Here is a 25,328-nt window from a genome sequence, read left to right on the forward strand (position 1 = left end):
CTCAGCCCGAACGGCATCGAAGTAACGACTGGATAAAACAAGCTTCTTATCCGAAAATCACGTTAAGTTAAGGAGTTCCGCCGTCCCGCGGCTTGTCCGCGGGATCCAGGGATCTACGCTCGGACAAGCCGCGGGACGGCGGAGTAGCGCTTAACTTAATGGCAGTGGTTCCTAGGGTAGGTGATCTCGTATTACGCTTCACTAAAACGGGTTACAGCTACAGGAAAATGCTATTTTCCAATACAAAAACTTGAAAAGATCTTTCCTAATAAATCATCAGAGGTAAATTCACCTGTAATCTCGCAAAGTACCTGATGAGCCAAACGCAGATCTTCTGCTAAAAGTTCACCAGCCCTGTGTTCTGCTAATTGGGTTTGACCTGTAATTAACAGATGTTTTGCCTCGTCTAAAGCCTGTAAATGTCTCCGGCGCGCCAAAAACTGCCCTTCATTCGGCTGATAACCTACTAATTGTTTTATCGTGGATTTAAGCTCAGTAATTCCCAAACCGGATTTTGCCGAAACATAGACATTATGATGTTCTGCTTTCGCAGGAAGATTTAAAGTATCAATTTTATTAAAGACAGTAATGATAGGAACCTCATCGGGTAATGCTTCCCTTATTTCTTTAGTTAAACTATTTTGTTGCTCTGGCTCATTCACATCAACAACCAGCAAAACACAATCAGCATGGTTCAATTCAAGCCATGCTCTCCTGATGCCTTCTTTTTCCACAGGATCATCACTTTCACGTAATCCGGCTGTATCAATGATGTGCAAAGGAATATCATCAAGTAAAATATGTTCGCGCATTACATCACGGGTGGTGCCGGCTATTTCAGTGACGATGGCTATTTCTTTACCCGCAAGATTGTTGATTAAGGTAGATTTACCTGCATTAGGCCTGCCAGCAATCACTAAAGACAGTCCTTCACGCAAAAGCACACCCTGATTAGCCTGAGCCCTGATTTCGTTTAGCTTGTCGAGAATAGCTTGCAGTAAATGGGCTACTTTCCCATCATTTAAAAAATCGATTTCTTCTTCAGGAAAATCTATGGCTGCTTCTACATAGAGGCGTAAATAAATCAACTCTTCATTCAGCTGATTGATTTTGGCAGAGAAATCACCCTGCAAAGATCTTAGCGCCATCCGGGCTGCCGTTTGAGAGCTGGAATTAATTAAATCTGCAATGGCTTCAGCCTGGGTTAAATCAATTTTATCATTAAGAAACGCCCGTTCGGAAAACTCTCCTGGACGTGCTAATCGAGCGCCTAAAGCGACACATTCCCTGGTTAATATATCGAGGACAACAGGGGAACCATGCCCCTGAATCTCAATGACATCTTCCCCAGTAAACGAGTGAGGTGCTTTAAAATAAAGCATTAACCCCTGATCAATGAGTTCTTTATCTGCATTGTAAAAACTGCAATAAGATGCAACACGTGGCTTCAATTCTTTTTGGCAATTCAGTTCAAAAGCTATTGCATAAGCTTTAGGCCCTGATATTCGGATAATGCCTACCCCACCTCTTCCTGGTGGGGTAGCTATGGCGACTATAGTATCTTCAGACATTTACTTTGCTGTTGCTACCAGTTTTTTAACCGGCTTGTCATCAGAATATTTACGGGTAATGTACCATTGCTGCATGATGGACAGCGTATTGTTCACTATCCAGTACAACACCAGGCCGGATGGGAAATTCCAAAACAAAGCAGTAAATAATATCGGTAAAAACATCATTATCTTGGCTTGCATAGGATCTGGTGGAGCAGGGTTTAATTTTTGTTGAATCAACATGGTCGCACCCATGATTAAAGGCAACACATGGTATGGATCTGGAGATGCCAAATCTTTAATCCAGAATATAAACGGTGCTTGTCTTAATTCAACGCTTTCTAATAAAACCCAATAAAGAGCAATAAATACTGGAATCTGAATCACTATAGGCAAACAACCACCTAAAGGATTGACCTTTTCCTGCTTATAAAGTTCCATAGTGGCTTGGCTTATTTTCGCCTTATCATCACCATAGCGCTCTCTCAGGGCCTGTAATTTAGGTTGCAATTTACGCATACCAGCCATTGATTTGTAACTGGTCGCTGACAAGCGATAAAAGGCAAGTTTAATGAGTACCGTCACTAAAACGATTGACCAACCCCAGTTACCAACAAAATTATAAATAGCCTTCATTAAGGAAAATAACAAAGAAGACAGGAACCATAAGATTCCATAGTCTACGGTTAAATCCAGGGAAGGAGATATTTCTTTTAAAACACTGGTAATTTCAGGACCTATATACAATCTGGATCCAATTTCTTTTTGCTGTCCGGGTTCAACGGAAAGAGGCTGGCTCATTGCACCTACTGTGTAATCCCCCTGATTAGCCAAAGTATAAAATTTATTGTCACTTGTCGCATCAGGAACCCAGGCACTGAGAAAATAATGTTGTTGCATGGCGATCCAGCCACCTTTTGCATCCACATTAAGATTGGATTTACTCATATCGCTAAAGCTTACTTTTTGATAACGATGTACGCCAGGATTTGAATAGGATGCACCGGTGTAGGAACCTACATGAAACACACTTGATTTATCCTCTTTAGGGGAGCTTCTCAGCAATTGTGTGTTTAAATATCCTTTCCAGGGAGTATCGCCATTATTTAATACTTTATAATTAACATGGATTAAATAACTGCCCTTGGTAAAAATAAATTCTTTTTTAACATCTAACCCATCTGCATTTTTACCATCAAGAGTAACTATCAGTTGGTCTTGATTAGGTTCTAATTGATATTCCAGCTTGTCTGATGTAAATCCGAAGTTCAATGATTGAACAGATGGACCTTTAGCCACAACAAGACTGCTGTTTGCCACATAACGTTCTTTTGCATCATTTTGTAAAAGAGGGAATGGTTTGCCTTTATCTTCTACACTAAGGGGATAGTCAAGCAACAAGCCCGAAACAACATCACCTTGCTTCAAATCAATAGCGACATCCAGGACATCTGTTTTTACCTGGATTAATTGAGAAGGATTGGTAGCAACCATTTGCGACTGACCAGCATCAGTAGGTATGTTGGTCTCATCAGAGCCAGTATTTACAGGTGCTATATCAGGTAATAAATGCCCATCATTATTTAACTGGCTTACTGGTTGTTGTGCTATAGGTTGAGTAGCAGGATAATCTGCCTGCCAATTATTCCATAGTGATAAACCAACCAGGGCAAGGGCTGTATATAATATAATGCGTCGTATATCCATCAAAGCTTCTCATCGTTAGGGAGTACGGGATCATAACCGCCACGCGACCATGGGTGGCAGCGTAACAATCTTTTTAAAGCCATCCATAAACCTTTGGCTATGCCATATTGTTTAATTGCACTTTCAGCGTATTGTGAACAACTAGGATAATAGCGACAGCATGGTTTAATCAATGGGCTAATCAAATATTGATATATTTTTATTGGGAAGCAAGCTATTTCTCGAAGCATGAGGTTAATTTTTCCCATGTTTTACTCAATTGGGTGGTTAGACCTGAATTTGTTTGCTTTGCTATACCTTGCCGAGCTAAAAAAATCATGTCTACAGCAGGTAACTGCGCTTGCCGAAAACCTTCACGCATCAACCGCTTAATGCGGTTTCTGTCATGGGCTTTAGCTATCATTTTTTTTGATAACGCAAGCCCCAGACGCGCATGACCTAAGTTATTTTCTCTGAAAAGAAGAATAAATTCGGTTGTTACAATTTTTTTTGCTTGTTGGAACACAAGATCATATTCAATTTTGGTCAATAATCGTTGTGTTTTTTTAAAAGCAAACACTTATGCAGATAAACGCTTACGTCCTTTGGCACGACGACGTTTAATAACTAATCGACCTGCACGTGTAGCCATACGCTCACGAAAACCATGATCGCGTTTACGTTTTAAATTACTTGGTTGAAAGGTGCGTTTCATGATGAACCTGTTTATAAATTTATGAGGCTGGCAATGATAGTTAACTTTCTTTCTACTGTCAATTTAGATAGTTGATTATTTTTTGTTTAATTTTTTAAATGTGCTGGCTGAGTAATTATATTTAAATATTTAAGATATTTATTTTTTATTTATTATTAGCTTTTAAAAGTCTGTTTATAATTTTAAATTAAATATTTAAATCAATAAGTTATATGTTTTGAAACGTGTATAAAACTCAGGTAGATCTCGTATTTTTATTGTTAATAAATTAATGCCTCTTTCTTTTTCTTCGTTTTATCCACTTTAATATATATGTGTTTTAAGGTGTTTATACACATCTTTTATTTTTGGTTTGATACCTTTCATTTGGTTTATTGCAAGACAAAAATGTTTTTAAAAATGGATAAATGGTTTTCGCTAATAAATATAGTTTTATATATATTTAAAAACTTATTCTTATTATATGGTAAGCAAATGTCTGTTGATAAATTTATTTTTGTTTTATATATCAATAAGATATCTTGTTTTTAAAAGTGTTGGTAACTCGTCTTTTAAAGTGTGATTAGCTTGTTTGTATGTTTCTAAGTTTATTTGTGCTAGTGGTTATAATCATCTTATACCCGTGTTTTAATGCAAGTTATCCATAGCTTTTATTTTTCTGTCAGACCCTAATCTGACCAAAATGAATTGATCCCTTTTATTTTTTTGTGTGGATAACTTGGCGTTTCCTGGAAGCCTGAGTATAATCATCTGCCTTTTGAATGGTAAAAGATTGTTCTGTCTTGTTTTGTTGTAAATTTTTACATTTATTTATTCTTAATTAATTCTATACAATTATCTTGCTGTCCAGGTGCTTTCAATGGCACTATTTATAGCCGTGGATAATTAGTTGTAACAATCTTTTTTCCACCCTTAGTTATATGAGGAGTTTTGTTGTGTCAGCAACTGTTTGGCAAAAATGTCTGGGTTTGTTGCAAGATGAATATTCTGCTCAACAATTCAATACCTGGTTGCGTCCTTTACAGGCTCATACTGATGAGCGGCGTTTGGTTTTATTAGCCCCTAATCGTTTCGTTGTCGATTGGGTTAAAAAGCATTTTTTCACTCGAATAGAGGAACTGATCAACCAATTTTGTGGTGATGATATTCAGTCTGTATCTATAGAAATTGGTACAAAGGCTATTGAATCTGTTCCTGCGACTGTTGAGTCTCCAACGTCTGTTTCGAGTCCTGCTGCCAGTAGTAAAGTTGTAAACAAAAAAACTGTTGATTATAAAAGCAGCCATCTGAATAAGAAATTTATATTTGATAGCTTTGTTGAAGGAAATTCAAACCAGTTAGCACGGGCTGCCTCCATGCAAGTGGCTGAGCGTCCAGGCGATGCTTACAACCCGCTCTTTATTTATGGCGGCGTAGGCTTGGGTAAAACGCATTTAATGCATGCGATTGGAAACAATATACTTAAAAATAATCCTGAAGCGAAAGTACTTTATTTACATTCAGAACGATTTGTTGCGGATATGGTTAAAGCCTTGCAAACTAACTCTATAAATGAATTTAAACGTTTTTATCGTTCTTTAAATGCCTTATTGATTGATGATATTCAGTTTTTTGCTGGAAAGGATCGTTCTCAAGAAGAGTTCTTTCATACATTCAATGCCTTACTTGAAGGACAGCAACAAATCATTCTTACCAGTGATCGCTATCCTAAAGAAATTGAAGGGATGGAAGAGCGGCTTAAATCCCGTTTTGGCTGGGGATTAACTGTAGCAGTAGAGCCACCAGAGTTAGAAACACGCGTTGCCATTCTTATCAGTAAAGCAGAGCAATCCAATATTGAATTACCTTATGAAGTAGCTTTCTTCATTGCGAAACGTATTCGTTCTAATGTGAGAGAACTTGAAGGAGCATTACGTCGTGTTATAGCTAATGCCCATTTCACGGGTAAGCCCATTACTATTGAATTTGTTCATGAAGCATTGCGTGATCTTTTGGCTTTGCAGGATAAACTGGTTACTATAGAAAATATTCAGAAAACGGTTGCTGAATATTATAAAGTGAAGGTAGCGGATATTTTATCCAAGCGCCGTAGTCGCTCTATTGCCAGACCTCGCCAAATGGCTATGGCCTTAAGTAAGGAACTTACCAATCACAGTTTACCTGAAATTGGAGACCATTTTGGTGGTCGGGATCATACCACGGTGATTCATGCATGCCGCAAGGTTAAAGAATTAGTACAGGATGATAGTGATTTTGCTGAAGATTATAAGAACTTAATGCGAATTTTGTCTTCTTAATTAGGAGTTTGTCTTGTTTGAGTTAGCCATAAAAAAGGAAGATTTAATTGCTCCTTTACTTACTGTTGCTGGTGCTGTTGATAAAAAACAGTCCCTGGCAATCTTGTCTAATTTTTTATTGAAATTAGCCGATGGACTATTGTTTATTACAGCGACTGATCTGGAAATAGAAATTTCTGCTCAGGTAGCTTGCGAATCAACTCAAACCTCTGGAAGTATCACTGTTCCTGCTAAAAAATTTATTGATATTATTCGTTCTCTTGATGACAATACCAGCCCTAATATAGTCTTTGATAAAGGTATAGTTACCATAAAACAAGGACGAAGCTCTTTTAAACTCACCACGTTACCGGCTGAAAATTATCCTTTGAGTGAAGATGAGTGCAATGATGTGGAACTGAGCATTCCAAGATTGGTTCTATTGCAATTGCTGCAATCTACTCATTTTGCCATGTCTCAGCAAGATGTTCGTGTCTTTCTTAATGGTTTGTTTCTTGAGTTTGAACCTAATCTTATTTCAGCAGTTGCTACTGATGGTCATAGAATGGCTATTTCGCGCTATTCCTGTGACAACACCAGTCAAAATAAACTTTTGTTGCCTAAAAAGGGAGTTCAGGAACTGTTAAGGCTGCTCAATTGCATTAATGATGAACATGTGTTGCTTGCCGCGGGTAAATCTCATTTCAAATTAATCAGTAGTCAGTTTGTTTTTCTTTCAAAATTAATTGAAGCGCGTTTTCCCCCTTATGCAAAAGCAATTCCCAGAGAACAGGATAAGCAAATCACTATTGATTGTGCTACTTTTAAGCGCTCTTTAGCCAGAATTGTTATTTTAGCCCATGAAAAGTCCAAAGCGGTCATGTTGCATTTGCAGCCCGATCAATTGACTTTAATTGCTAATAATAACGAGCAGGAAGAAGCCGTGGAAACCTTGGTTGCTGAAACTCAGGGAGACGAATTGAAAATTGGTTTAAATGCCACTTATTTGCTGGATGTATTAAATCATTTTGGTGATGGTCAGATAAGATTGTCAATGTCGACTACTGACAGTAGTATCCTTATTGAATCTTTGAATAATGAGAATTACCAGTACATTATTATGCCCATGAAGATCTAATTTTAATTGTTTATTTTGATATTTAATTTTGTATGTGGGTGCTTTTTGAGCCAATTTGGTTTTTAAGTGCTCGATTGCTATTCTATCTTATCATCTCAAGTGGCAGCTATGATTTTATCCGATTTAAAAATTCATCATTTGAGGAATATAGCTTTCGCGCAATTATCTCTGCACCCCAGATTTAATTTTATTATCGGTACCAACGGTAGCGGTAAAACGTCTGTTCTTGAAGCTATTTATTTATTAAGTTGCGGTCATTCATTTCGATCTCGTGAGATTAGTCCTATTGTTTCCCATGATCAGGATACATTGACTGTTTTTGCCAGATCCCTGTCGCAAAAAACGATTAGTATTCAAAAGTCATCTTCTAGTCCAACTCAAATACGATTAGATAATTTACCTTGTTCTACCACAAGCCAATTGGCTTATGCCCTACCTTGCCAAATTTTTTATTCAGATATTTTCCAGATTATAGATGCAGGTCCATCCATTCGTAGAAGTGTTCTTGATTGGGGATTGTTTCACGTGAAACCTGAGTATCTTGTTCTTTGGAAAGAATACAAAAGAGTACTTAAGCAGAGAAACGCATTACTCAAAACAAACTCACCTTATTCGCACTTTATTCCTTGGGATAAGCAACTGTGTGAATTGGCAACACAGTTGGATTATTTACGTGAAGAGTATTTTAAATGCTGGAAAGAAGAATTTTACAAGGTATTAAGCCAATTGTCTGAAATTAGCTGTGCTATAGAATACTTTAAAGGTTGGGATAAGCGTAATACCGGAAAGGATCTGCTAAAAATTCTGGAAGATTCATTTCCGAGTGATAAGCAAAAGCAATACACACAGTATGGTTCTCATCAGGCTGATATATACATAGAGAGTAATGAAAATAAAGCAAAAAATATCTTATCTCGCGGACAGCAAAAAATAATTTTGATCGCATTAAAATTAGCACAGGGCAATTTGCTAAGCAGTAATTGTCTGTATCTTTTTGATGATTTATCCGCAGAACTGGATAACATCCATCTTAAGAAGCTACTCAACTATTTAATGCAACACAAAGGCCAATATGTGATTACCAGCATTAACCCTATAAATGAAGATGATTATGATCTTAATAAAGCATTTACCTTATTTAACATACACGACGGGATTGTGAGTCAAGAATGATTCAAAAATGAGTATATTAAAAAACTGTAGCCTTGATGTAGCGACAGCGCTGAGTGATCCTCTCATATTGAGTACCCCTCAGAACTATGCAGGATCGCCTTCCCCTCTCCGGGGGAAGGTGCCCGACAGGGCGGATGGGGGGATCAAAAAAGGAGTTTCTATCAAATAGACCATTTTGTTTTAGAGCTTTCTACCTTAAATGAGTTCTCTTTTTGATCCCCCCACCCGCCCTGTCGGGCACCCTCCCCCGGAGGTGGAGGGGCTACTTGCGCTGATCATCCTGCTTATTTGCATCTTTTTACAGGTTAAAATTATGAGAGGATCACTCAGAGCGACAGCGTAATCAAGGTTTTCTGACGTGGCTTCTTGGCCTTGCTGCATGAAAACCTTGATTACGCTGTAAAATGTTTCACGTGAAACAAATAAATCGAAGTAAAACATGCTGAATATGCTGTAAGTCCAAAGTTCCTCAAGTGGATATAAACCCGCGGCAAATGATGCTATACTAGAGCCATTCAAAAAATACCACAATAGGGTAAAGAGGGTCCCAATGAGCGTTGACGCCAGTTATGATTCAAATAATATTAAGGTCCTAAAGGGGTTAGATGCAGTAAGAAAAAGACCTGGAATGTATATCGGTGATACAGACGATGGTACTGGGCTTCACCACATGGTCTTTGAGGTAGTCGATAACTCTATAGATGAGGCTTTGGCCGGTCACTGTAAAGAAATTTTTGTTACTATCCATACTGATGAGTCCATTACAGTTAAAGATGATGGACGAGGAATTCCTGTAGATATTCATAAAGAAGAAGGCCGATCTGCTGCAGAAGTTATTATGACTATTTTGCACGCCGGTGGAAAATTCGATGATAATTCGTATAAAGTATCTGGTGGACTACATGGTGTGGGCGTCTCGGTTGTTAATGCTTTATCAGAAGAGCTTCACCTGCTGATTCGCAGGCATGGAAAAATACATGAACAGCATTATCGCCATGGGGTTCCAGATGCGCCCATCGCTGAAACAGGTGATGCGACTTCAACAGGCACGCAAATCTGGTTTAAGCCCAGTGCCGCTACTTTTTCCAATATCGAATTTCATTACGATATCCTGGCAAAACGATTAAGAGAACTCTCCTATTTGAACTCGGGTGTGTGCATCCATTTATTTGATGAACGTACTCAGAAAGGAGATACTTTCCATTATGAAGGTGGAATCACTGCGTTTGTTGAGCATTTGAATAAAAACAAAACGCCAATTATTCCGCAAGTATTCTCAATGAATGCTGAAAAAGATGGAATTACTGTTGAACTGTCCATGCAATGGAATGATTCTTATCAGGAAACATTATTCTGCTTCACTAACAACATACCCCAACGTGATGGTGGTACTCACATGGCTGGATTCAGGGCTGCTCTAACCAGAACTCTGAACGGTTATATTGAGAATGAAGGCTATGCCAAAAAAGCAAAAGTATCTCCAACTGGAGATGATGCTCGTGAAGGATTAACCGCTGTTCTTTCAGTTAAAGTTCCTGATCCCAAGTTTTCTTCACAGACCAAGGATAAATTAGTTTCTTCCGAAGTAAAATCTGTAGTTGAATCAAGTGTAGCTGAAAAATTCAATGATTTTCTTCTGGAAAATCCAGCTGCTGCAAAAGCAATAGTAGCAAAAATAATTGATGCAGCCCGAGCCCGAGAAGCAGCACGACGTGCACGGGAAATGACGCGTAGAAAAGGTGCTTTGGATATTGCTGGCTTACCTGGAAAACTGGCAGACTGTCAGGAAAAAGATCCTGCTTTATCAGAATTATACCTGGTGGAGGGAGATTCTGCGGGAGGCTCTGCGAAACAGGGGCGTGATAGAAAATTCCAGGCTATTTTACCGCTCAAAGGTAAAATATTAAACGTTGAAAAAGCACGTTTTGACAAAATGCTTGGTTCACAGGAAGTAGCGACATTAATTACAGCATTGGGTTGTGGCATAGGGCCTGATGAATATGATCCGGATAAAGTCCGTTATCATCGGATCATTATCATGACCGATGCGGACGTGGACGGTTCACATATCAGAACTCTGCTATTAACTTTCTTCTACAGACAAACTCGAGAGTTGGTTGAACGAGGTTACATTTATATTGCTCAACCTCCTTTATATAAAGTGAAAAGAGGCAAGCAAGAGCAATATGTTAAAGACGATGAAGCTCTGTTTGATTACTTGACACAAAGTGCTTTGGATGGTGCTGCTTTTTATCCAGCCAAAGATGCGCCAGCAATTACTTCTATGGCTTTAGAAGAGTTGGTACATCAATTCAGAAGGGTAGAAAAGATTACCAAACGCTATAAGCGCAGATATCCTACGGACATTTTGAAACGAGTGGCTTACTTACCAGTGATTCAAAATGATGATTTAAATCAAAAGGATAAAATCGCTGCCTGGTGTAAGCAACTGGATTTAAGTCTGCAACAAGTGGACAGTAAAACTGAACAATATTCAGTAGAAATACATGAGCTTCCTGAATCCAATCTGTATATACCAAGAATTATTGTTACTCAACACGGTATGGATCATTATATTCCTATGAATGCCGAGTTCTTCTATTCCAAGGATTATAAAGAAATGGTTGCTTTAGGTTCTAAATTATCTGGCTTAGTAGATGAAGGAGCTTATGTTCAGCGGGGTGAAAAGACATGCGCTGTAGAAAATTTTGAGCAAGCATTGAATTGGCTGATGGATGAAGCTAAAAAAGGTCAAACCATACAGCGTTATAAAGGTCTTGGTGAAATGAACCCGGATCAATTATGGGAAACGACTATGGATCCTGAGGCAAGACGTATGCTCCAGGTAAGTATTGAGGACGCTGTGGCTGCAGATGAAATCTTTACTACTCTTATGGGCGATCATGTAGAGCCTAGAAGAGATTTTATTGAAACCAACGCTCTTGATGCAGAAAATATAGATATATAACCTAAAATACGCAATTATCTTGTCGGATAATTGCGTACTTTTCCTGATTAAATAAAGCCGTAGCCCGGTCTGCTTGCGCCGGCATCGTTCCATTTCGATCCCGGCTGCAAGCAGACCGGGCTACGGCATTGTGCTACATCCAAAACTCGTTCCTCACTAACAGATCCTCGTCGTCCTGAGCGCGTCTTTTTGCGCGAAGGATCTCCTGAAAGCGGCATAGTGCCAATATTTGGAGATCCTTCGCGCAAAAAGACGCGCTCAGGACGACGTAGATCGGGGAATGGNAAAGAAGTGATCATTGATCATAGAGACAGCTGCAAGCAGACCGGGCTACAAAAACAGCTTAAGTAAGTGCCATTTGATACATACCCTTGCAACAGCAAACAAGAAATAAATAAAGCATTGATTTGGTCTAAAATTAACATTGCAACACTTAGTATTATTTAATGGAATACTGAATGTGATAAAATCTCCAGAATATGTGAAAAAACCTGAGCATGAATCACAAATCAATTCAAGCAATAATTAGAAACAGATACCAGTGAGGAAAAATTATGACTATCAGTTTTAAAGATCTTTGTAATGAACTGAATTTACCGAGCTCTTACGAACAGGAATCAAATCTTGACACAATCAAAACCTGGTGTCGTGAACATATTTCTCAAGACGCACATTTTAAAGGCAGTGCTGCGGTAATCTATAGTAAATATTTAGCTTTTGTTGAAAATTATCTTGCTAATTTTAGCGCCCACTTACCCGAGGATCTGGCAAAACCGGTACCAGCTTATGGCAATTTAAACGCTATTCATTATGCCGCCCAACAAGGATATGATCGTTTTATTGCTGCTTTGCCGCGAACCTCTGAATCGGCAATTAATGATGCCGCACAATACGGCATGACCCCCTTGCATAAAGCTGCTACCAAGGGACATGTTCATACAGTCAAGGCTCTCTTATCTAAAGGAGCAAATCCTCATAACCTCAATGAACAAAAGCAATTAGCTATTCAGAACGCTTTGTTTGTTCCTATACTGCATGATGAACACTTAATGAAGAACAAGGAAAAAATAGCCAGAGAACTTTTGCCGCTAACGCCAGAAATTTTTAGCCTGTCGGATGCTGACGGAAATACGATCTTGCATCTTTTGGCTATTAACTGCTTTAAGCAATTGCTGGATCAAATAGTGGCTTCCAATCCTGAACTTGCTTTTATTAAAAATCGTGCCTTTGTTTACCCTGTGCACACCGCGATTTTGAATCGTCAAACAGACGCGCTTAACACATTGCTTTCTATAAAAGGCGTATCTGAATTGGCCGATGGGCATGCTTGTCTTCCTTTACACTATGCTGCGCGCTACGGTACCGCCGCAATGGTACAATCTTGCTGTGAAGCTACCCCCAATATCAATTGTCTGGATAGTGAAGGCAGAACACCTCTGCTTTCGGCAGCTTACGCGGATAATCTGGATGCTCTTAAAATGTTAATCAAGCAGGGCGCTGATCCTAAGTGTGCTGATTATCAAGGGTTTACTATTCTGCATATTGCTGTAAACCAAAAGAATGAAGCCATGGTACATTGGATTGTTGATCATTTGAGTGCTTTACAGGAACAAGTGGACGCTAACGATAAAAAACCTGTGTACTATGCAAAGAAGAATGATAGCAGAGGGATAGAAGCGCTTCTTTCAGGTAAAGACGCTAATCATTTCCCTACACCCAGGTAATAAAAGTTTGTGGTAAAATAGTTTAGTCGATGCAGCTGGTGGTGAAGTGCTGCATCCCTGCAGCGAAGTACATCCGTTGTACTGGTCCCTTTGTTTGACTTCCTGTCAGACATATCCATGTCATCCTTTTGAGTTTTCAGTATAACCCTTTGATACCTAATGTCATTACGCCGATAGAGCAGAGGAATGTAAGATATTTCTCAAAGAAGCGGCGGCATTTTCGTCATCTGAATCCTGCCAATATTGGGTATTCTTTACAACTTTGGTTGCTGTTGGGTGATGCAGTGAATTCCGCCGCCGCCTGCAAACACGTCCAGGGCATCAATTTGTCTTATCTGATAGTCAGGGAACATGCGGGTAAAAAGTTCGTATGCTGCTTTGTCATAAGCTTCATAACCAAAGGCGGGCATGACAATGCCTTTATTGGCCAGATAAAAATTAATGTAGGATAAAGTAAGCCTTTCGCCATCCATAACGGTAGCTGGAGGTTGTTCTACACAATACACTTCCAAAGCACGGCCTTTGGCATCCGTTGTAGATTGCAGTATCTGCAGATTTTCCTGCAGTGTGTGATAATTAGGATCTTCTTTATCATTGGTGATCAGGCAAAGGACTTTTCCTGGCGCAATAAAGGTCGCTATTTCATCAATATGACCGTCAGTCTCATCACCCAATAAGCCCTTATTTAACCAGATCACTTTCGTTCCGCCTAAATAATCGCAGAGATACTCTTCTATTTGCTGTTGGTTTAAATGAGGATTACGGTTGTTATTCAGCAAGCATTCCTTACTGGTTAGAATCGTCCCTTCACCATCGACATGAAACGATCCTCCTTCCATTACCAGCGGGGCATGAAAATAGGTGCTCTTCGTCTCCTTGATGATGGCAGAAGCAATCTGGTTGTCCAGTTCGCAGTCGGCATAATTGCCACCCCAGGCATTATGGATCCAGTCAACGCCTGCAAGCTCCTTATTCTTGTTTAATAAGAACGTAGCACCTGTATCACGCGTCCAGGAATCATTAATAGCTAAGGTAATGAAGTTTATATTGGCATTATCACAAAGCCTTTGCGCTGATTCTTCATCGCCTGGATTAACCAACAGAGTAACGGGTTCGAATTCGGCTATAGATTGAGCTACTTTGGCATAAGCTTTTCTTGCGCGATCTAATCCTATTTTTGACCAGGTATCCAGATGGCAAGGCCAGGCCATCCAGCATCGTTCATGCGGATGCCATTCTGCCGGCATGGAAAATCCGGCTTGTTTTGGAGTCATGTTCATCACTGTATTATTTGTCCATCTAAATAAGTTAATTGGGAAAAATTGCTTCTTAATTCATTCATATAAGAGAGCATTTGCTCTTTAGGCAATTCGGTTTGAATCAATTGCTTTTCATAAGACTGAATTAATTTTTTGGTATCAAAATGAGCCAGATTCAACACATTGGTTATTGTATCCCCACTCACCAGGTCGTGCAGTTCAAACTGGCCATCATCAGAGAGTTTGACATCAAGAGAGTTGGTGTCACCAAATAAATTGTGCAAATTACCAAGAATTTCCTGATAAGCCCCCACCAGGAAAAACCCTATAGAATAGGGATTATTCAAGTCATAAGGAGGTAACATCAAGGTAGTGTTAACACAGGATTTTCCTGGGTACTGTTTGATTGTTCCATCCGAATCACAGGTCAAATCCTGTAAAATACTATGCATGCTCGGAGTTATATTTAACTGAGAGATAGGTGCTACAGGGAAAATCTGCCCTATAGCCCAGGCATCTGGTATCGATTGGAAAAAGGATACATTACAGAAGATCTTGGCAGCCATACATTCATTAATCATATGTAACAGCGCCTTTTCCCCTGGATTTTCTTCATCCAGCCTGTCTTTCAACTCCATGCAGATATTAGTATAAAATGCTTCTACTTTGGCCTTTTCCTGCAAGCTGATTACCCCATGTTTAAACAGGGAATGCGCTTCATTCAGCGAGTGTTCGGCATAGTTATAAATTTCAGTTGGCGAACTGTCAGTGATGGCTTGATAAGTATCATAAATATCACGGATCACATGCGAGTCTTCCTCGGCTATTTCAGGGAGGACGGGCGCTTTTTTGATGATTTCAATATCGGTAATATTGGAGATCAAAACCGCATGATGCGCAGTTAATGCCCTTCCTGATTCAGAGATAATGTCAGGTTCAGGAATTTCCGCATCCTGGCATAAATGTTTTAAAGCCAAAAGAATATGGGTTGCGTATTCATTGAGGCTGTAGTTCATTGAGCAACCTTTATTAGCACGGGTGCCTTCATAATCAACACTCAGACCACCACCCACATCAATGGTGCCTATGGGCGCATGCAATTTTCTTAACTCAATATAGTAGCGTGCAACCTCTTGCATGCAATGACGAATGTCATGGATGTTGGCAATTTGCGAGCCAAGATGGCAATGCATTAATTGCAGGCAGTCCAATAAATTATGGGTTTTTAACTGGGTGACCAACTCCAATACCTGTTTGGCATTTAAACCAAATTTGGATTTAACGCCGCCCGTATTTTCCCATTTGCCGGCACTCTTGCTCACCAGGCGGATGCGCACACCCAGGGTTGGTTTTACATTAAGGCGGGCTGATTCATTTAAAATGATATCCAGTTCTGACTTCTTTTCAATAACGATAAAAACCTTATGCCCCATTTGTTGTGCAATCAGCGCTGTGCGTATGTAGCTGCTGTCTTTGTAGCCATTACAGACTATAGTGCTGTGTTGGTCGCCCAGCATGCCAATAACGGCCATAAGCTCGGGTTTACTGCCTGCTTCAAGGCCAATGCTGTTGGAAGGAGATTTTAAGAGTTCTCTGACTACGCTGTGTTCCTGGTTTACTTTTATGGGGTAAACCAGCTTGTAGTTTCCTGAATATTCCGTATCTTCACGGGCTTGGGTAAAGGCTTGATAAATACGCCGTACCCGGTCATGAAGAATGTCGCTGCACCGGATTAATAAAGGCAAATGTAAGCCCGCTCTGTCAGCGGCATTGACAATCGCCTGTAGTTCAACTCCCTTTTGTCCGGGGTTTTTACTGATTTCTATATTTCCCTTTGAATTGATACTAAAGTATCCCTCACCCCAATTTTCAATGTTATACAAGTTTTCGTCTAACTGTGTATTTATATTCATTATGATTTAGTTCCAAAAAGGATTAACGGGGCCTGACCAGCTCATGATAGGTTGCAGGCTCTCGCTGTTGGGCAAAGGGAAACAATCTGCCCCACAACGCACGTTGGTCGAAATCCAGTTCAGCCACCAGTACAGCAGGTTCATCACGCGGCGCCTGTACTAATATTTCACCCATAGGGGTACTGATAAAACTACTTCCATAAAACTGTAAATCATCTTCACAACCGATACGGTTTACTGCAATGACAAAGGTATTGCTCATAATTCCCTGGGCAACCATCACCTTTTGCCACATAGGCTGGCTGTCAAATCCAGGAGCTGTAGGTTCACCGCCAATGGCTGTGGGGTATACTAAAATTTCAGCTCCTTTCAAGCCATAAATACGTGATAGCTCAGGAAACCATTGGTCATAACAGGTAGGCAACCCTAATTTATGCCCTGCAATGTCATGAACCGGGTAATCGGAATCACCGGCTTTAAAATAATAGTTTTCATGGTATTTTTCGCCGCTGGGAATATGTTGTTTACGGGTAATGGCAATGAGTTCACCCTGGCTGTTAAAAGCAACAGCCGTGTTATAACCTGCTTTTTCAAAAAGAGAGGCAGTGATGCATACCTTGTTTGCTTTAGCCATTTGGCTGACGAATTGAGCTGTAGGTCCGGTATGGATGTCTTCCATAAAGGGTTTGCCATCTACATCGGCGCGGGTGCAAAAATAAGGGCTTAATGTAAGCTCTTGTAAACAAACCAGTTCAGCACCTTGTTGCGCAGCAGAGTAAATTCCTGATGCCAGATTGTCTTGATGCTCACTGGCATTTTCATGCCATCGCTCTTGTACAAGTGCTACTCTGAATTTGTTTTGTGTCATTAGTGCTCCCATAAAAATTAAAAAATTAGATTGAATAAAAATCGCGCTATTTTGGCCTATGTCAGCAAAATGTCAACATTTTTATTACATTTCAAATTTAATTAATGAACTGATTAATTTTTAAGAGCTAAACAATAAAAAAAATACTAGCATGGTGTTGCCAATAGAGGGTGTAAAGAAGGGGTAAAAAAGGTGTAAAGACATCTTTACACCTTTCTCAGATCCACGTCGTCCTGAGCGCGTCTTTTGGCGCGAAGGATCTCCTGAAAGTGGCACTGAATCCTGACAGGATCTGTAGCCCGGTCTGCTTGCAGCCGGGATCTCAGTGGCACCATGCCGCTTTCGGAATCCTTCGCGCCAAAAGACGCGCTCAGGACGACGGGGAGCTGAATGAGGGGTTAGACGTTCCCTGGAAAACCCGTATTACGCTTCGCTAATACGGGCTACAATCGGTTTAACTTAAAAAGCCACAGAATTTTTTTAAGCAGCTTTCTTCTTCCTCTTGATCCTGATCTTCATCAGCCTCAACAGTCAGCGTCATTTTTTCCTGCTGTCTACGTTGATGAAGTTCTTCCCTGTAGAATCTGTAAGGGTTAGTGTTATCAGCAGCTTTTGGAGCAGGCTGTTGCTGAGGGGTGGTCTCCACTGTTTGCGCCACTTCTTCCCTGGATGACATAGCAGATGCAATTAATCGAAAAGAGCTGGACTGATCATGAGCTGCATTGTTTATCATTTCCAGTTTACGATTAATATCGGCACGTGTTTTTTCATCCAGTAACGACAGCTTTTTACCAATGGCTTGTTCCTGACCTTTCAGCAAGCTAAACAAGGTAGAAAATTCAAGACACGCGTCTACACTAAAATCACGGCTGGAGAAAAACTCTTCTGGATGTTCGCCCAAGAGTAAGCCGTCTATGTCACGGCGTAAAGCAAAGGCTTCGCGTACCTTGCTGCTAAAGGTATCATCTGCTGCATTGATTTTCTGGCAATACAGTGATACGTCATTACGTTGATCTTCCGGTGTATGCAGAGCTAGCTTTTGTGCGATATTGGTTGCATCTTGCTCGGTAAGCGACTGGAATAAACCTTTAAATTCAATACAGCCATCAATACTGAATTCACGGCTGCTAAAGAACAGCTCGGGATGGTCCGTAAGGAGAAGATTATCTATATCGCGGCGAATAGCAAAAGCATGGCCTAATTTGGTGGCAAAAAGGCTGTTGGGGAATATTCCCTTCACATTCAGCGCGAGCTGATTCCTGTCAGCTGTAGGAGTTGTTATTGCCAGGCGTTCAGCAATGGATGTTTCGTTTTTGTCGAGCACTTGCATGGCCAGATCGTGGTATGTTCCAAACAGCTCTTCATCAAACTCATTGCCTAATATTAACAGGTGCGGGTTTTTATTTCGTGGATCCTGCAAGGCAAAAATGCGTTTTTTTACTTCATAGGCTGATGCCAATACCGAGTGAAAGGTTTGCGTGTCATCACTAGGATTTCTTGTCGCTTCAATCGCATGAAAGAAGTCTTTCAATTCTGTATTGGGGCATCCTAAAACCATACGGGAGGCCAGATCCATTTGTTCTTCCGGAGTTAATTTATTGAGCTCTTCGCGGTGCATTGCTAAAGCATCACCATTACCCAGATCCTGATAAGGGTTTTCCAAATCACGAATTTCTTCCACTGTATATCCCATTTAAATCTCCTTATAAGCTCAGCTAAAGCTGATGTCTAGTGTGTCCGATATTGTGGCGAGTGACTATCTTAACGGATTCAAATTACGCTGTCATGAAATTAAATTAAAGTTTTATCAAGGAGTGTCGAATAAGTAATTAGATACCCGCTTTTGCCTTTAAAAACTACAATAACAACAAGGAGTAGGCAATGTCCAAGAATCACTTACTGCAAGACCCCTTTCTTAATGAATTGCGCAAGGAAAAGGTACCTGTATCCGTCTTCCTGGTCAATGGAATTAAGTTACATGGCGTTGTGGATTCTTTTGATCAGTATGTTGTGATGCTCAAAAATTCCATTACCCAAATGGTATACAAACATGCGATCTCAACTGTTGTTCCCTCACGTATGGTCAAAATTCCATCCGATGACACATCTGGTGGGGAAGAAGGATCTGTGGCAGACTAAACTCATTTCTTTTCAGGAATAAGTTTAGTGTTTGAACGACCGCAGGGTGGAGAACGTGCGATACTGGTGCAATTAGCGCTTCCTGGCGTTGATGCTGAGAAAGCCTTGGCTGAATTTGAAGAACTGGCTTTGTCAGCAAACGCAGAAATACTGGATTGTGTTTTAGGCGCCCGTGCCACCCCTGATGCCAAGTACTATGTGGGTAAGGGCAAGGCTGATGAAATTGCTCAGCTGGTAAAGGCCTTTGATGCCGAACTGGTCTTGGTCAACCATGAGCTGTCTCCTTCTCAGGAAAGGAATCTGGAGCGATTGTTCCAATGCAGAGTCGTTGACCGCAGCGGATTAATTCTGGATATTTTTGCTCAAAGAGCCCGCACTTTTGAAGGAAAACTTCAGGTTGAACTGGCTCAGTTGCAGCATTTATCCACACGGCTTATTCGTGGCTGGACCCATTTGGAACGCCAAAAAGGGGGGATCGGTTTGCGTGGACCTGGTGAAACGCAATTGGAAACCGACCGCCGTTTATTGCGCGAGCGCATTAAATCCATTAACAAACGTCTGGAAAAAGTACGTTCCAGCCGGGAGCAGAATCGCCAGTCCCGGCGTAAAGCCTCTATGCCAACAGTATCACTGGTTGGTTATACCAATGCTGGAAAATCGACTCTGTTTAATGCTTTGACGGGTGAAAACATTTATGTGGCCGATCAGTTATTTGCCACACTCGATCCCACCATGCGCAAACTGGAATTACCAGGAGCTGCTGCGGCAATTCTGGCAGATACCGTTGGTTTTATTCGCGATCTTCCCCATGATCTGGTCGAAGCATTTCGGGCAACCCTGGAAGAAACCCAGCAGGCTGATTTGTTGTTACATGTTATTGATATTTCTGACCCCCATTGGCGCGACACGGTTTTTTCCGTCCAGCAGGTTTTGGATGAATTAGGCGTTGATAGTATCCCCATTGTTCAGGTCTTTAATAAAATTGATTTGCATGAGGGCTGGGAGCCTAAGGTTGAGCTTAATGAAGGTTCTTGTAAGGTATGGATCTCGGCTGCAACTGGCTTGGGTTTAACCCTTTTAAAGGAAACAATAGCTTCCCAATTGCATGGTGTTGTTCTTGTTGAAGATATTGTAATAAAAGCAACTCAGGCAAAATTAAGGGCGCAGTTATATCAGCTAGGAGCAGTACTTACTGAGACTATTACTGAAGAGGGTAACTGGTTGCTTAAAATCAGAATTACTCAGGCTCAGAAGCAGCGCTTATTTTCTCTTCCTGCCGCTTAAATTGTTAAGGATTCCCTAAGAATAGATGCTTATAATGTGTTCTTTTTAAACACAGGCATATATTAATGACACCTTTATTTCCAAAAGATGGGGAAGCAATAACGATTCAACAGGGCAATACTGGTGATTGTTATTTATTGACGGCCATTGATTGTATTTTAAACTCCGGCACAGAAGGTTTACCCTTGGTTAAATCCTTGTTCACTCAGACAGCGGAAGGGGTTGCCTTAAGAATTAAACGCACGGATATCTTTGATTCATCGAATAATATTACCCCGGGAAAATTAGATGGCAAATACACGTATCATTACGATGCGGCAACCAATGAAGACGTGTTCTTTTTACCCAATAAGCGATTGCAGGAAATTGATGAGTCAGATGCTGGCGTCAGAAGTAATGCCCTGGCAATTAAAATTTTAGAGCGGGTTAGCTCTTATTATTATACTGGTTATTGGCCTAATGAAGACATGAATGCCAGTGTTGCAGCGCACAATATTCCGTCACGCCACAAGGATTCCTCTACCGTATTTGTAGGTAAATTTTTAGGCGTAGAGGCTCAGGATAGCAGTGATATTGAAGCAATTATCAAATTAAAAACTGAAAAACCGAATCAGCCTGTATACATTAGTATGGCTTATGGATACAAAGATTATCTGGGCAGAATACATGGTCGTCATGCATTGCGAATTGATAAGATAGTGCCAAAGCAACCTGATGGCTATGATTTTGTTTTGATTAATCCATGGAATAACCAGAAAAAAGAAACATTCAGTATTGATGAAATAAAGGCAAGAAATTATCGCTTCAGTATTTATAATGTTAAGAAACAAGAGCCAAAAAATGATTTGATAAGCACACCAGATAATGATTTGGATGTGGCATTAAATGCGCTCTCTGATCCATTTGTTTTGCAAAATCCACCCTTGCTGCATTTGCTGCGTCAACTGAAACAACCTTTCTTGTATACGGAAGAAAACATACAGGCCGTAAGTGCTTTATATAAAACTACGCCCTATTTAATAGCGCAATTTAATTTATTAGCAGAGGGTGAAAAAAGCTTATTCAATGAATGCCTGCTTCAAGCGAAGGGGAACAAAAAGGACTTTATTGCAGCCCTGTTTCGCGCTATTCCCAGATATTCACTGATCCGATTAGTCTATCAGCAGGAAACAGAACTTGATTTTAAACACATCGGTTCTGTTGTACTTGATTTGATTGCGAATGATAAAAATCAGATATTAAAAACGCAATTAAACAAAAAGGAGTTTTTTGACCTGATGATGCGCGTTACCCATCAGGACAAAATGCGCGATGCTTCTTGTTCTGCGGCGGAGGCTACAAGACTTCTTGACTCAGGATTGGTGAATTATTATTTTAGCAGTAAGGGATTCCTGTCAGAAATTTATCTTTCCCGTAGTGGTCATCAACGTTTCTTTTTTACTGGTTTCGTGTTTTCGCTGTCATCCATCCGTGAGTATTGGGATGAGAAAACCCTCTATGCGAAAGCAGTAGCTACTCTTTTTTATAAAAGCTCTAATGCTCAAGAGCTGTTGGATGCCGTAAAAATAATGGACCTACATTGGGTTGATCAGCAGTTTCTGGATACAGTATTAGCTACCACCGTGTATGAGAATCCAACAGATTTACTCACGAAAGCAGATAGTCTAAGTGCATTAAACCCTGCTCTTGCAAAAGAATTACATGCATTAATCGTAGCCAGATTTAACCTGATTGACACACCAAAAGAAGAGGCTCAGGAGCAAAAGCCTGGGCAACTGGTCGAGGAATCCAATGAACAACAGCGGAAATCCTTGGCGCATGGTATTATAGTAAGCTATTTGGACAAAATCAGAGACAAAGTAATATCCTTTTCTACAGTAACCATTCCCGAGATAACTGCTGAATCTGCAAGATTGATTGCAGAACTCAATAAGTTGGTAGATAACGAAGAGTTGCATAATGCTCGGCAGTTATTGTCAGATACTGACATTGCTACGGCTCTCACCAATAAAAAGCGTGATATTGGGAATGCAGCAGCCAATCAAATTCAGGAATGCATGCTCGCACGAGCTGTTATTACACGCCATTTAAGAAAAATTAGTGAGATAAAAATATCCTTTTATGCTGTTACTGATAGCGAGATAGACATCGAGGCGCAAAGAATGCTTGACGAGATCAATGCGTTGGTTAATAACCAGGAGCTGATAAACGCTCGGCATCTTTTGTCAGACAAGCAAATAGAACGTGCCATTATCGATCAAAAATATGAAATTGAGCAAACTGCCAATGAGCGCAAGCAAACTGTAAAAGCAGCTCACAGTGTGATAAAGGCTTGTGTGGCACAAATCGGACGTTTGGCTGTATCCTTTGCTGGCAGCGATACCCTGGATGGAGTAAATAAAAAGCAAGGGGTTCTTTTAGGTGAACTAAATCTTCTTCAGAACAGGAGCTATGTGATTCATGCACAACGTGTTCTGGGTCGTGCATCTCAATCTCTTCAAGATGCCGCTGAGGCAAAAAGGCTTAGCATAGCTCATGCTGCACAACTTGCCAGAGAGCAAATACAGTTCAGAGCACGAAGAAGTGCAGAGGAGTTTCTGCTAAAAATCGATTTTACCGGGCAGATGAATAAAATACTGAGCATGAAGGCGCGTTTGCAACAAAATGGGCAGGAAAATGCTAAATATGAATTGGCTGCCGAAAAGGCTCAAGAGTTATGTGACGCGTTACTTGAGGCGAAGCGCCTGTTTTTAATTTCGGATTTGCCTGAAAAGCAGCGCCTGATCACTTTTCGTGACAAAAGCCTTACGGCCATTAATACTGTGCTACCTGTTTTGGCAGAACATCGCGGTTGGAAAGAGTTTCTGGCTGATCTGGCGAATGTCATTATTGCCGTGTGTTCCGTATGCCTTGTAAATCTGATCGCCGGCCGATTCAGACTATTCCAGCCTCAAACCGATTCAGCTATTGTGGTTAATGAGTTTGCTGATACGTTCAAGGCAATAGACGTTGGAGCTTAATTCAAATTCAATGTAGCCTTGATGCAGCGATAGCGCTGAGTGATCCTCTCATATTGAGTACCATTCAGAACTATGCAGGATCGCCTTCCCCTCTCCGCTACTCTGCGGACATAAGTCTGTATAAAACCAGTTCATTAAAAAAATGAGGTTTATTTTTTAATGAACTGGTTGTACTAAGAGAAAAAAGGAGTATTCTGTTTTTTTTAACTGAGCAGATGACGTGATGTGGTCATGGAATTTCGTATAGTAAGCTCTTTTGTAGAAGAACGTTTAAAAAAAGTTCATCGTTGCTGTTCCAAAGGATAGTAGAAAGAATAACGGTATGTATAAAAGAGTTAAGCGATAATAGCGCGGAGAAGAAACGATTTGAACGACTTCTAAGGCATCCTGAAGTGACTCCCAATAGAATTATTCATACAGAGCAAGCCCGAGTAAAAGCCTTGATTAGTGAGCGCCATGTTTTGGCTATCCAGGATACCACAGAAAATAATTATCAATCTAAAGCAGGTCGGGTTAAAGGCTTAGGTACAGTAGGTAATGGAACAGATGCTGGTTTTTTTCTGCACCCTTTAATTGTTTTGGATGCTCATACAGGAGGTGCTATTGGATGTGCTGAAGTGACTGTATGGAATCGCACCAAAGAAGCGGATGAACAGTACCAACAGTTGCCGATAGAAGAAAAAGAATCTTATCGCTGGATTAGTACCGCTGAATCAGGGGCAAAAGTGTTGTCGAAAGCAGCCTCAGTCACCTTTATAGGCGACAGAGAAAGCGATATCTATGAATATATGGATCGTATTCCTAAACAAAACACCCACATCATCACTCGAACCCGTTGTGATAGGCTTATTGTACATAGCGATTATAGAACGCTGTATGATTATCTTGATAATACAAAAGAAGCAGGCAGGATAAGCGTTAGCATTCGTGGGGATGAACGAATAGAGCGACAAAAAAGAGAAGCGTTACTCAGCATCAAATATGGTGAAATAGAGATTAAACGGCCTAAAAAGTGCACGGATAAATGTGCTTCACCATCAATAAAACTATGGGTGGTTGAGGCAAAAGAAATAGAATGTCCTGCTGGACAAGACCCCATTCATTGGCGTTTGTATACAAGCCATCCCGTAGCGAGCTTTGAGCAAGCGCAGCAAATCATTATATGGTACCAGATGCGCTGGAACATAGAACAAGTATTCCGTACCACCAAATCAAAAGGGTTCGATATAGAGCAAAGTCAGGTTGAATCAGGGGAGTCATTGATGAAGCTCTCTTTATTTGCCCTGTTTGCGGCACTCAAGGTGATTCAATTAGTAACAGCACGAGATGGCTCTACCGAATTAAAAACATCCGATCTCTTTACACCCGATGAGCAAGTCTTTTTAAGAGGATTGTTAGTCAGAATCCAAGGCAAAACCATAAAACAGCAAAATCCTTATCCAGAAGATAATTTAGCTTGGGCTGCTTGGATTATTGCCCGTTTAGGGGGATGGCATTGTTACACGAAAAGTGAAGGACCTCCTGGACCCGTTATCCTCGCTCGAGGGCTTAAAAAATTTCATGAAATGTTCTGTGGTTGGAATTTGTACAAACTTATGTCCGCAGAGTAGCC

At 40.5% G+C, this 25,328-nt stretch carries 18 protein-coding genes; 9 read left to right on the top strand and 9 right to left on the bottom strand.

Features of this window, described 5'->3' with window-relative positions:
* Positions 1 to 230: 230 nt before the first annotated feature.
* The 5 genes from mnmE to rpmH are packed head-to-tail and all read right to left on the bottom strand — an operon-like array spanning position 231 to position 3,954.
* Positions 231 to 1,571 (bottom strand): tRNA uridine-5-carboxymethylaminomethyl(34) synthesis GTPase MnmE, encoded by a 1,341-nt coding sequence (gene mnmE, locus B094_RS0105045; protein ID WP_018576713.1) that lies wholly within the window; start codon positions 1,569 to 1,571, stop codon positions 231 to 233.
* On the bottom strand, positions 1,572 to 3,260 hold the full coding sequence (yidC, locus tag B094_RS0105050; RefSeq protein ID WP_018576714.1) for a membrane protein insertase YidC: 1,689 nt from the start codon (positions 3,258 to 3,260) through the stop codon (positions 1,572 to 1,574).
* Positions 3,260 to 3,508 carry a membrane protein insertion efficiency factor YidD gene (gene yidD, locus B094_RS16790; RefSeq protein WP_081621036.1) on the bottom strand — a complete coding sequence of 83 codons (249 nt, stop codon included), beginning with the start codon at positions 3,506 to 3,508 and terminating at the stop codon, positions 3,260 to 3,262. Before yidD ends, yidC begins: the two co-directional genes overlap by 1 nt.
* Complete coding sequence (rnpA, locus tag B094_RS0105055; RefSeq protein ID WP_018576715.1) at positions 3,475 to 3,819, bottom strand: ribonuclease P protein component; 345 nt, start codon at positions 3,817 to 3,819, stop codon at positions 3,475 to 3,477. The genes yidD and rnpA overlap by 34 nt, the downstream gene beginning before the upstream one ends.
* Positions 3,820 to 3,954 carry a 50S ribosomal protein L34 gene (rpmH, locus tag B094_RS0105060; RefSeq protein WP_006869475.1) on the bottom strand — a complete coding sequence of 45 codons (135 nt, stop codon included), beginning with the start codon at positions 3,952 to 3,954 and terminating at the stop codon, positions 3,820 to 3,822.
* Between the two features lie 935 nt (positions 3,955 to 4,889).
* Between rpmH and dnaA the strand changes: the two genes are divergently transcribed.
* The 5 genes from dnaA to B094_RS0105095 all read left to right on the top strand — a co-directional run bounded on the left by dnaA (position 4,890) and on the right by B094_RS0105095 (position 13,233).
* Positions 4,890 to 6,251 carry a chromosomal replication initiator protein DnaA gene (dnaA, locus tag B094_RS0105065; RefSeq protein WP_018576716.1) on the top strand — a complete coding sequence of 454 codons (1,362 nt, stop codon included), beginning with the start codon at positions 4,890 to 4,892 and terminating at the stop codon, positions 6,249 to 6,251.
* 13 nt (positions 6,252 to 6,264) lie between these two features.
* A complete protein-coding gene (gene dnaN, locus B094_RS0105070) occupies positions 6,265 to 7,368 on the top strand; it encodes a DNA polymerase III subunit beta (protein WP_018576717.1) in 1,104 nt (367 codons plus the stop codon).
* Positions 7,369 to 7,476: 108 nt separating this feature from the next.
* Complete coding sequence (recF, locus tag B094_RS0105075; RefSeq protein WP_018576718.1) at positions 7,477 to 8,541, top strand: DNA replication/repair protein RecF; 1,065 nt, start codon at positions 7,477 to 7,479, stop codon at positions 8,539 to 8,541.
* Between the two features lie 550 nt (positions 8,542 to 9,091).
* The gene (gene gyrB / locus B094_RS0105090) at positions 9,092 to 11,509 is read left to right on the top strand and encodes a DNA topoisomerase (ATP-hydrolyzing) subunit B (protein ID WP_018576721.1); all 2,418 of its coding nucleotides are present in this window, start codon (positions 9,092 to 9,094) and stop codon (positions 11,507 to 11,509) included.
* 554 nt (positions 11,510 to 12,063) lie between these two features.
* Positions 12,064 to 13,233: an ankyrin repeat domain-containing protein gene (locus B094_RS0105095; protein WP_018576722.1), complete on the top strand. Its 1,170-nt coding sequence runs from the start codon at positions 12,064 to 12,066 to the stop codon at positions 13,231 to 13,233.
* A gap of 254 nt (positions 13,234 to 13,487) precedes the next feature.
* Here B094_RS0105095 and B094_RS0105100 read toward each other — a convergent pair whose 3' ends face one another.
* The 4 genes from B094_RS0105100 to B094_RS0105115 all read right to left on the bottom strand — a co-directional run bounded on the left by B094_RS0105100 (position 13,488) and on the right by B094_RS0105115 (position 18,966).
* Positions 13,488 to 14,513 (bottom strand): agmatine deiminase family protein, encoded by a 1,026-nt coding sequence (locus B094_RS0105100; protein ID WP_018576723.1) that lies wholly within the window; start codon positions 14,511 to 14,513, stop codon positions 13,488 to 13,490.
* Complete coding sequence (gene speA / locus B094_RS0105105; protein WP_018576724.1) at positions 14,513 to 16,405, bottom strand: biosynthetic arginine decarboxylase; 1,893 nt, start codon at positions 16,403 to 16,405, stop codon at positions 14,513 to 14,515. The genes B094_RS0105100 and speA overlap by 1 nt, the downstream gene beginning before the upstream one ends.
* A 22-nt stretch (positions 16,406 to 16,427) precedes the next feature.
* On the bottom strand, positions 16,428 to 17,273 hold the full coding sequence (locus tag B094_RS0105110; RefSeq protein WP_018576725.1) for a carbon-nitrogen hydrolase: 846 nt from the start codon (positions 17,271 to 17,273) through the stop codon (positions 16,428 to 16,430).
* A 454-nt stretch (positions 17,274 to 17,727) separates the two neighbouring features.
* Positions 17,728 to 18,966, bottom strand: a complete 1,239-nt coding sequence (locus B094_RS0105115; RefSeq protein WP_018576726.1) for a lpg0008 family Dot/Icm T4SS effector — start codon at positions 18,964 to 18,966, stop codon at positions 17,728 to 17,730.
* Between the two features lie 188 nt (positions 18,967 to 19,154).
* Here B094_RS0105115 and hfq point away from each other — a divergent pair, with 188 nt between their 5' ends.
* The 4 genes from hfq (at position 19,155) to B094_RS15750 (ending at position 25,326) form a co-directional block, all read left to right on the top strand.
* A complete protein-coding gene (gene hfq, locus B094_RS0105120; RefSeq protein WP_018576727.1) occupies positions 19,155 to 19,412 on the top strand; it encodes an RNA chaperone Hfq in 258 nt (85 codons plus the stop codon).
* A gap of 27 nt (positions 19,413 to 19,439) precedes the next feature.
* Positions 19,440 to 20,696: a ribosome rescue GTPase HflX gene (hflX, locus tag B094_RS0105125; protein ID WP_018576728.1), complete on the top strand. Its 1,257-nt coding sequence runs from the start codon at positions 19,440 to 19,442 to the stop codon at positions 20,694 to 20,696.
* A 65-nt stretch (positions 20,697 to 20,761) separates the two neighbouring features.
* The gene (locus B094_RS16430) at positions 20,762 to 23,716 is read left to right on the top strand and encodes a hypothetical protein (RefSeq protein WP_018576729.1); all 2,955 of its coding nucleotides are present in this window, start codon (positions 20,762 to 20,764) and stop codon (positions 23,714 to 23,716) included.
* Positions 23,717 to 24,003: 287 nt separating this feature from the next.
* Positions 24,004 to 25,326 carry an IS4 family transposase gene (locus tag B094_RS15750; RefSeq protein ID WP_169334267.1) on the top strand — a complete coding sequence of 441 codons (1,323 nt, stop codon included), beginning with the start codon at positions 24,004 to 24,006 and terminating at the stop codon, positions 25,324 to 25,326.
* Positions 25,327 to 25,328: the final 2 nt, after the last annotated feature.

Source organism: Legionella shakespearei DSM 23087 (assembly GCF_000373765.1).
Classification (GTDB): Bacteria; Pseudomonadota; Gammaproteobacteria; order Legionellales; family Legionellaceae; genus Legionella; species Legionella shakespearei.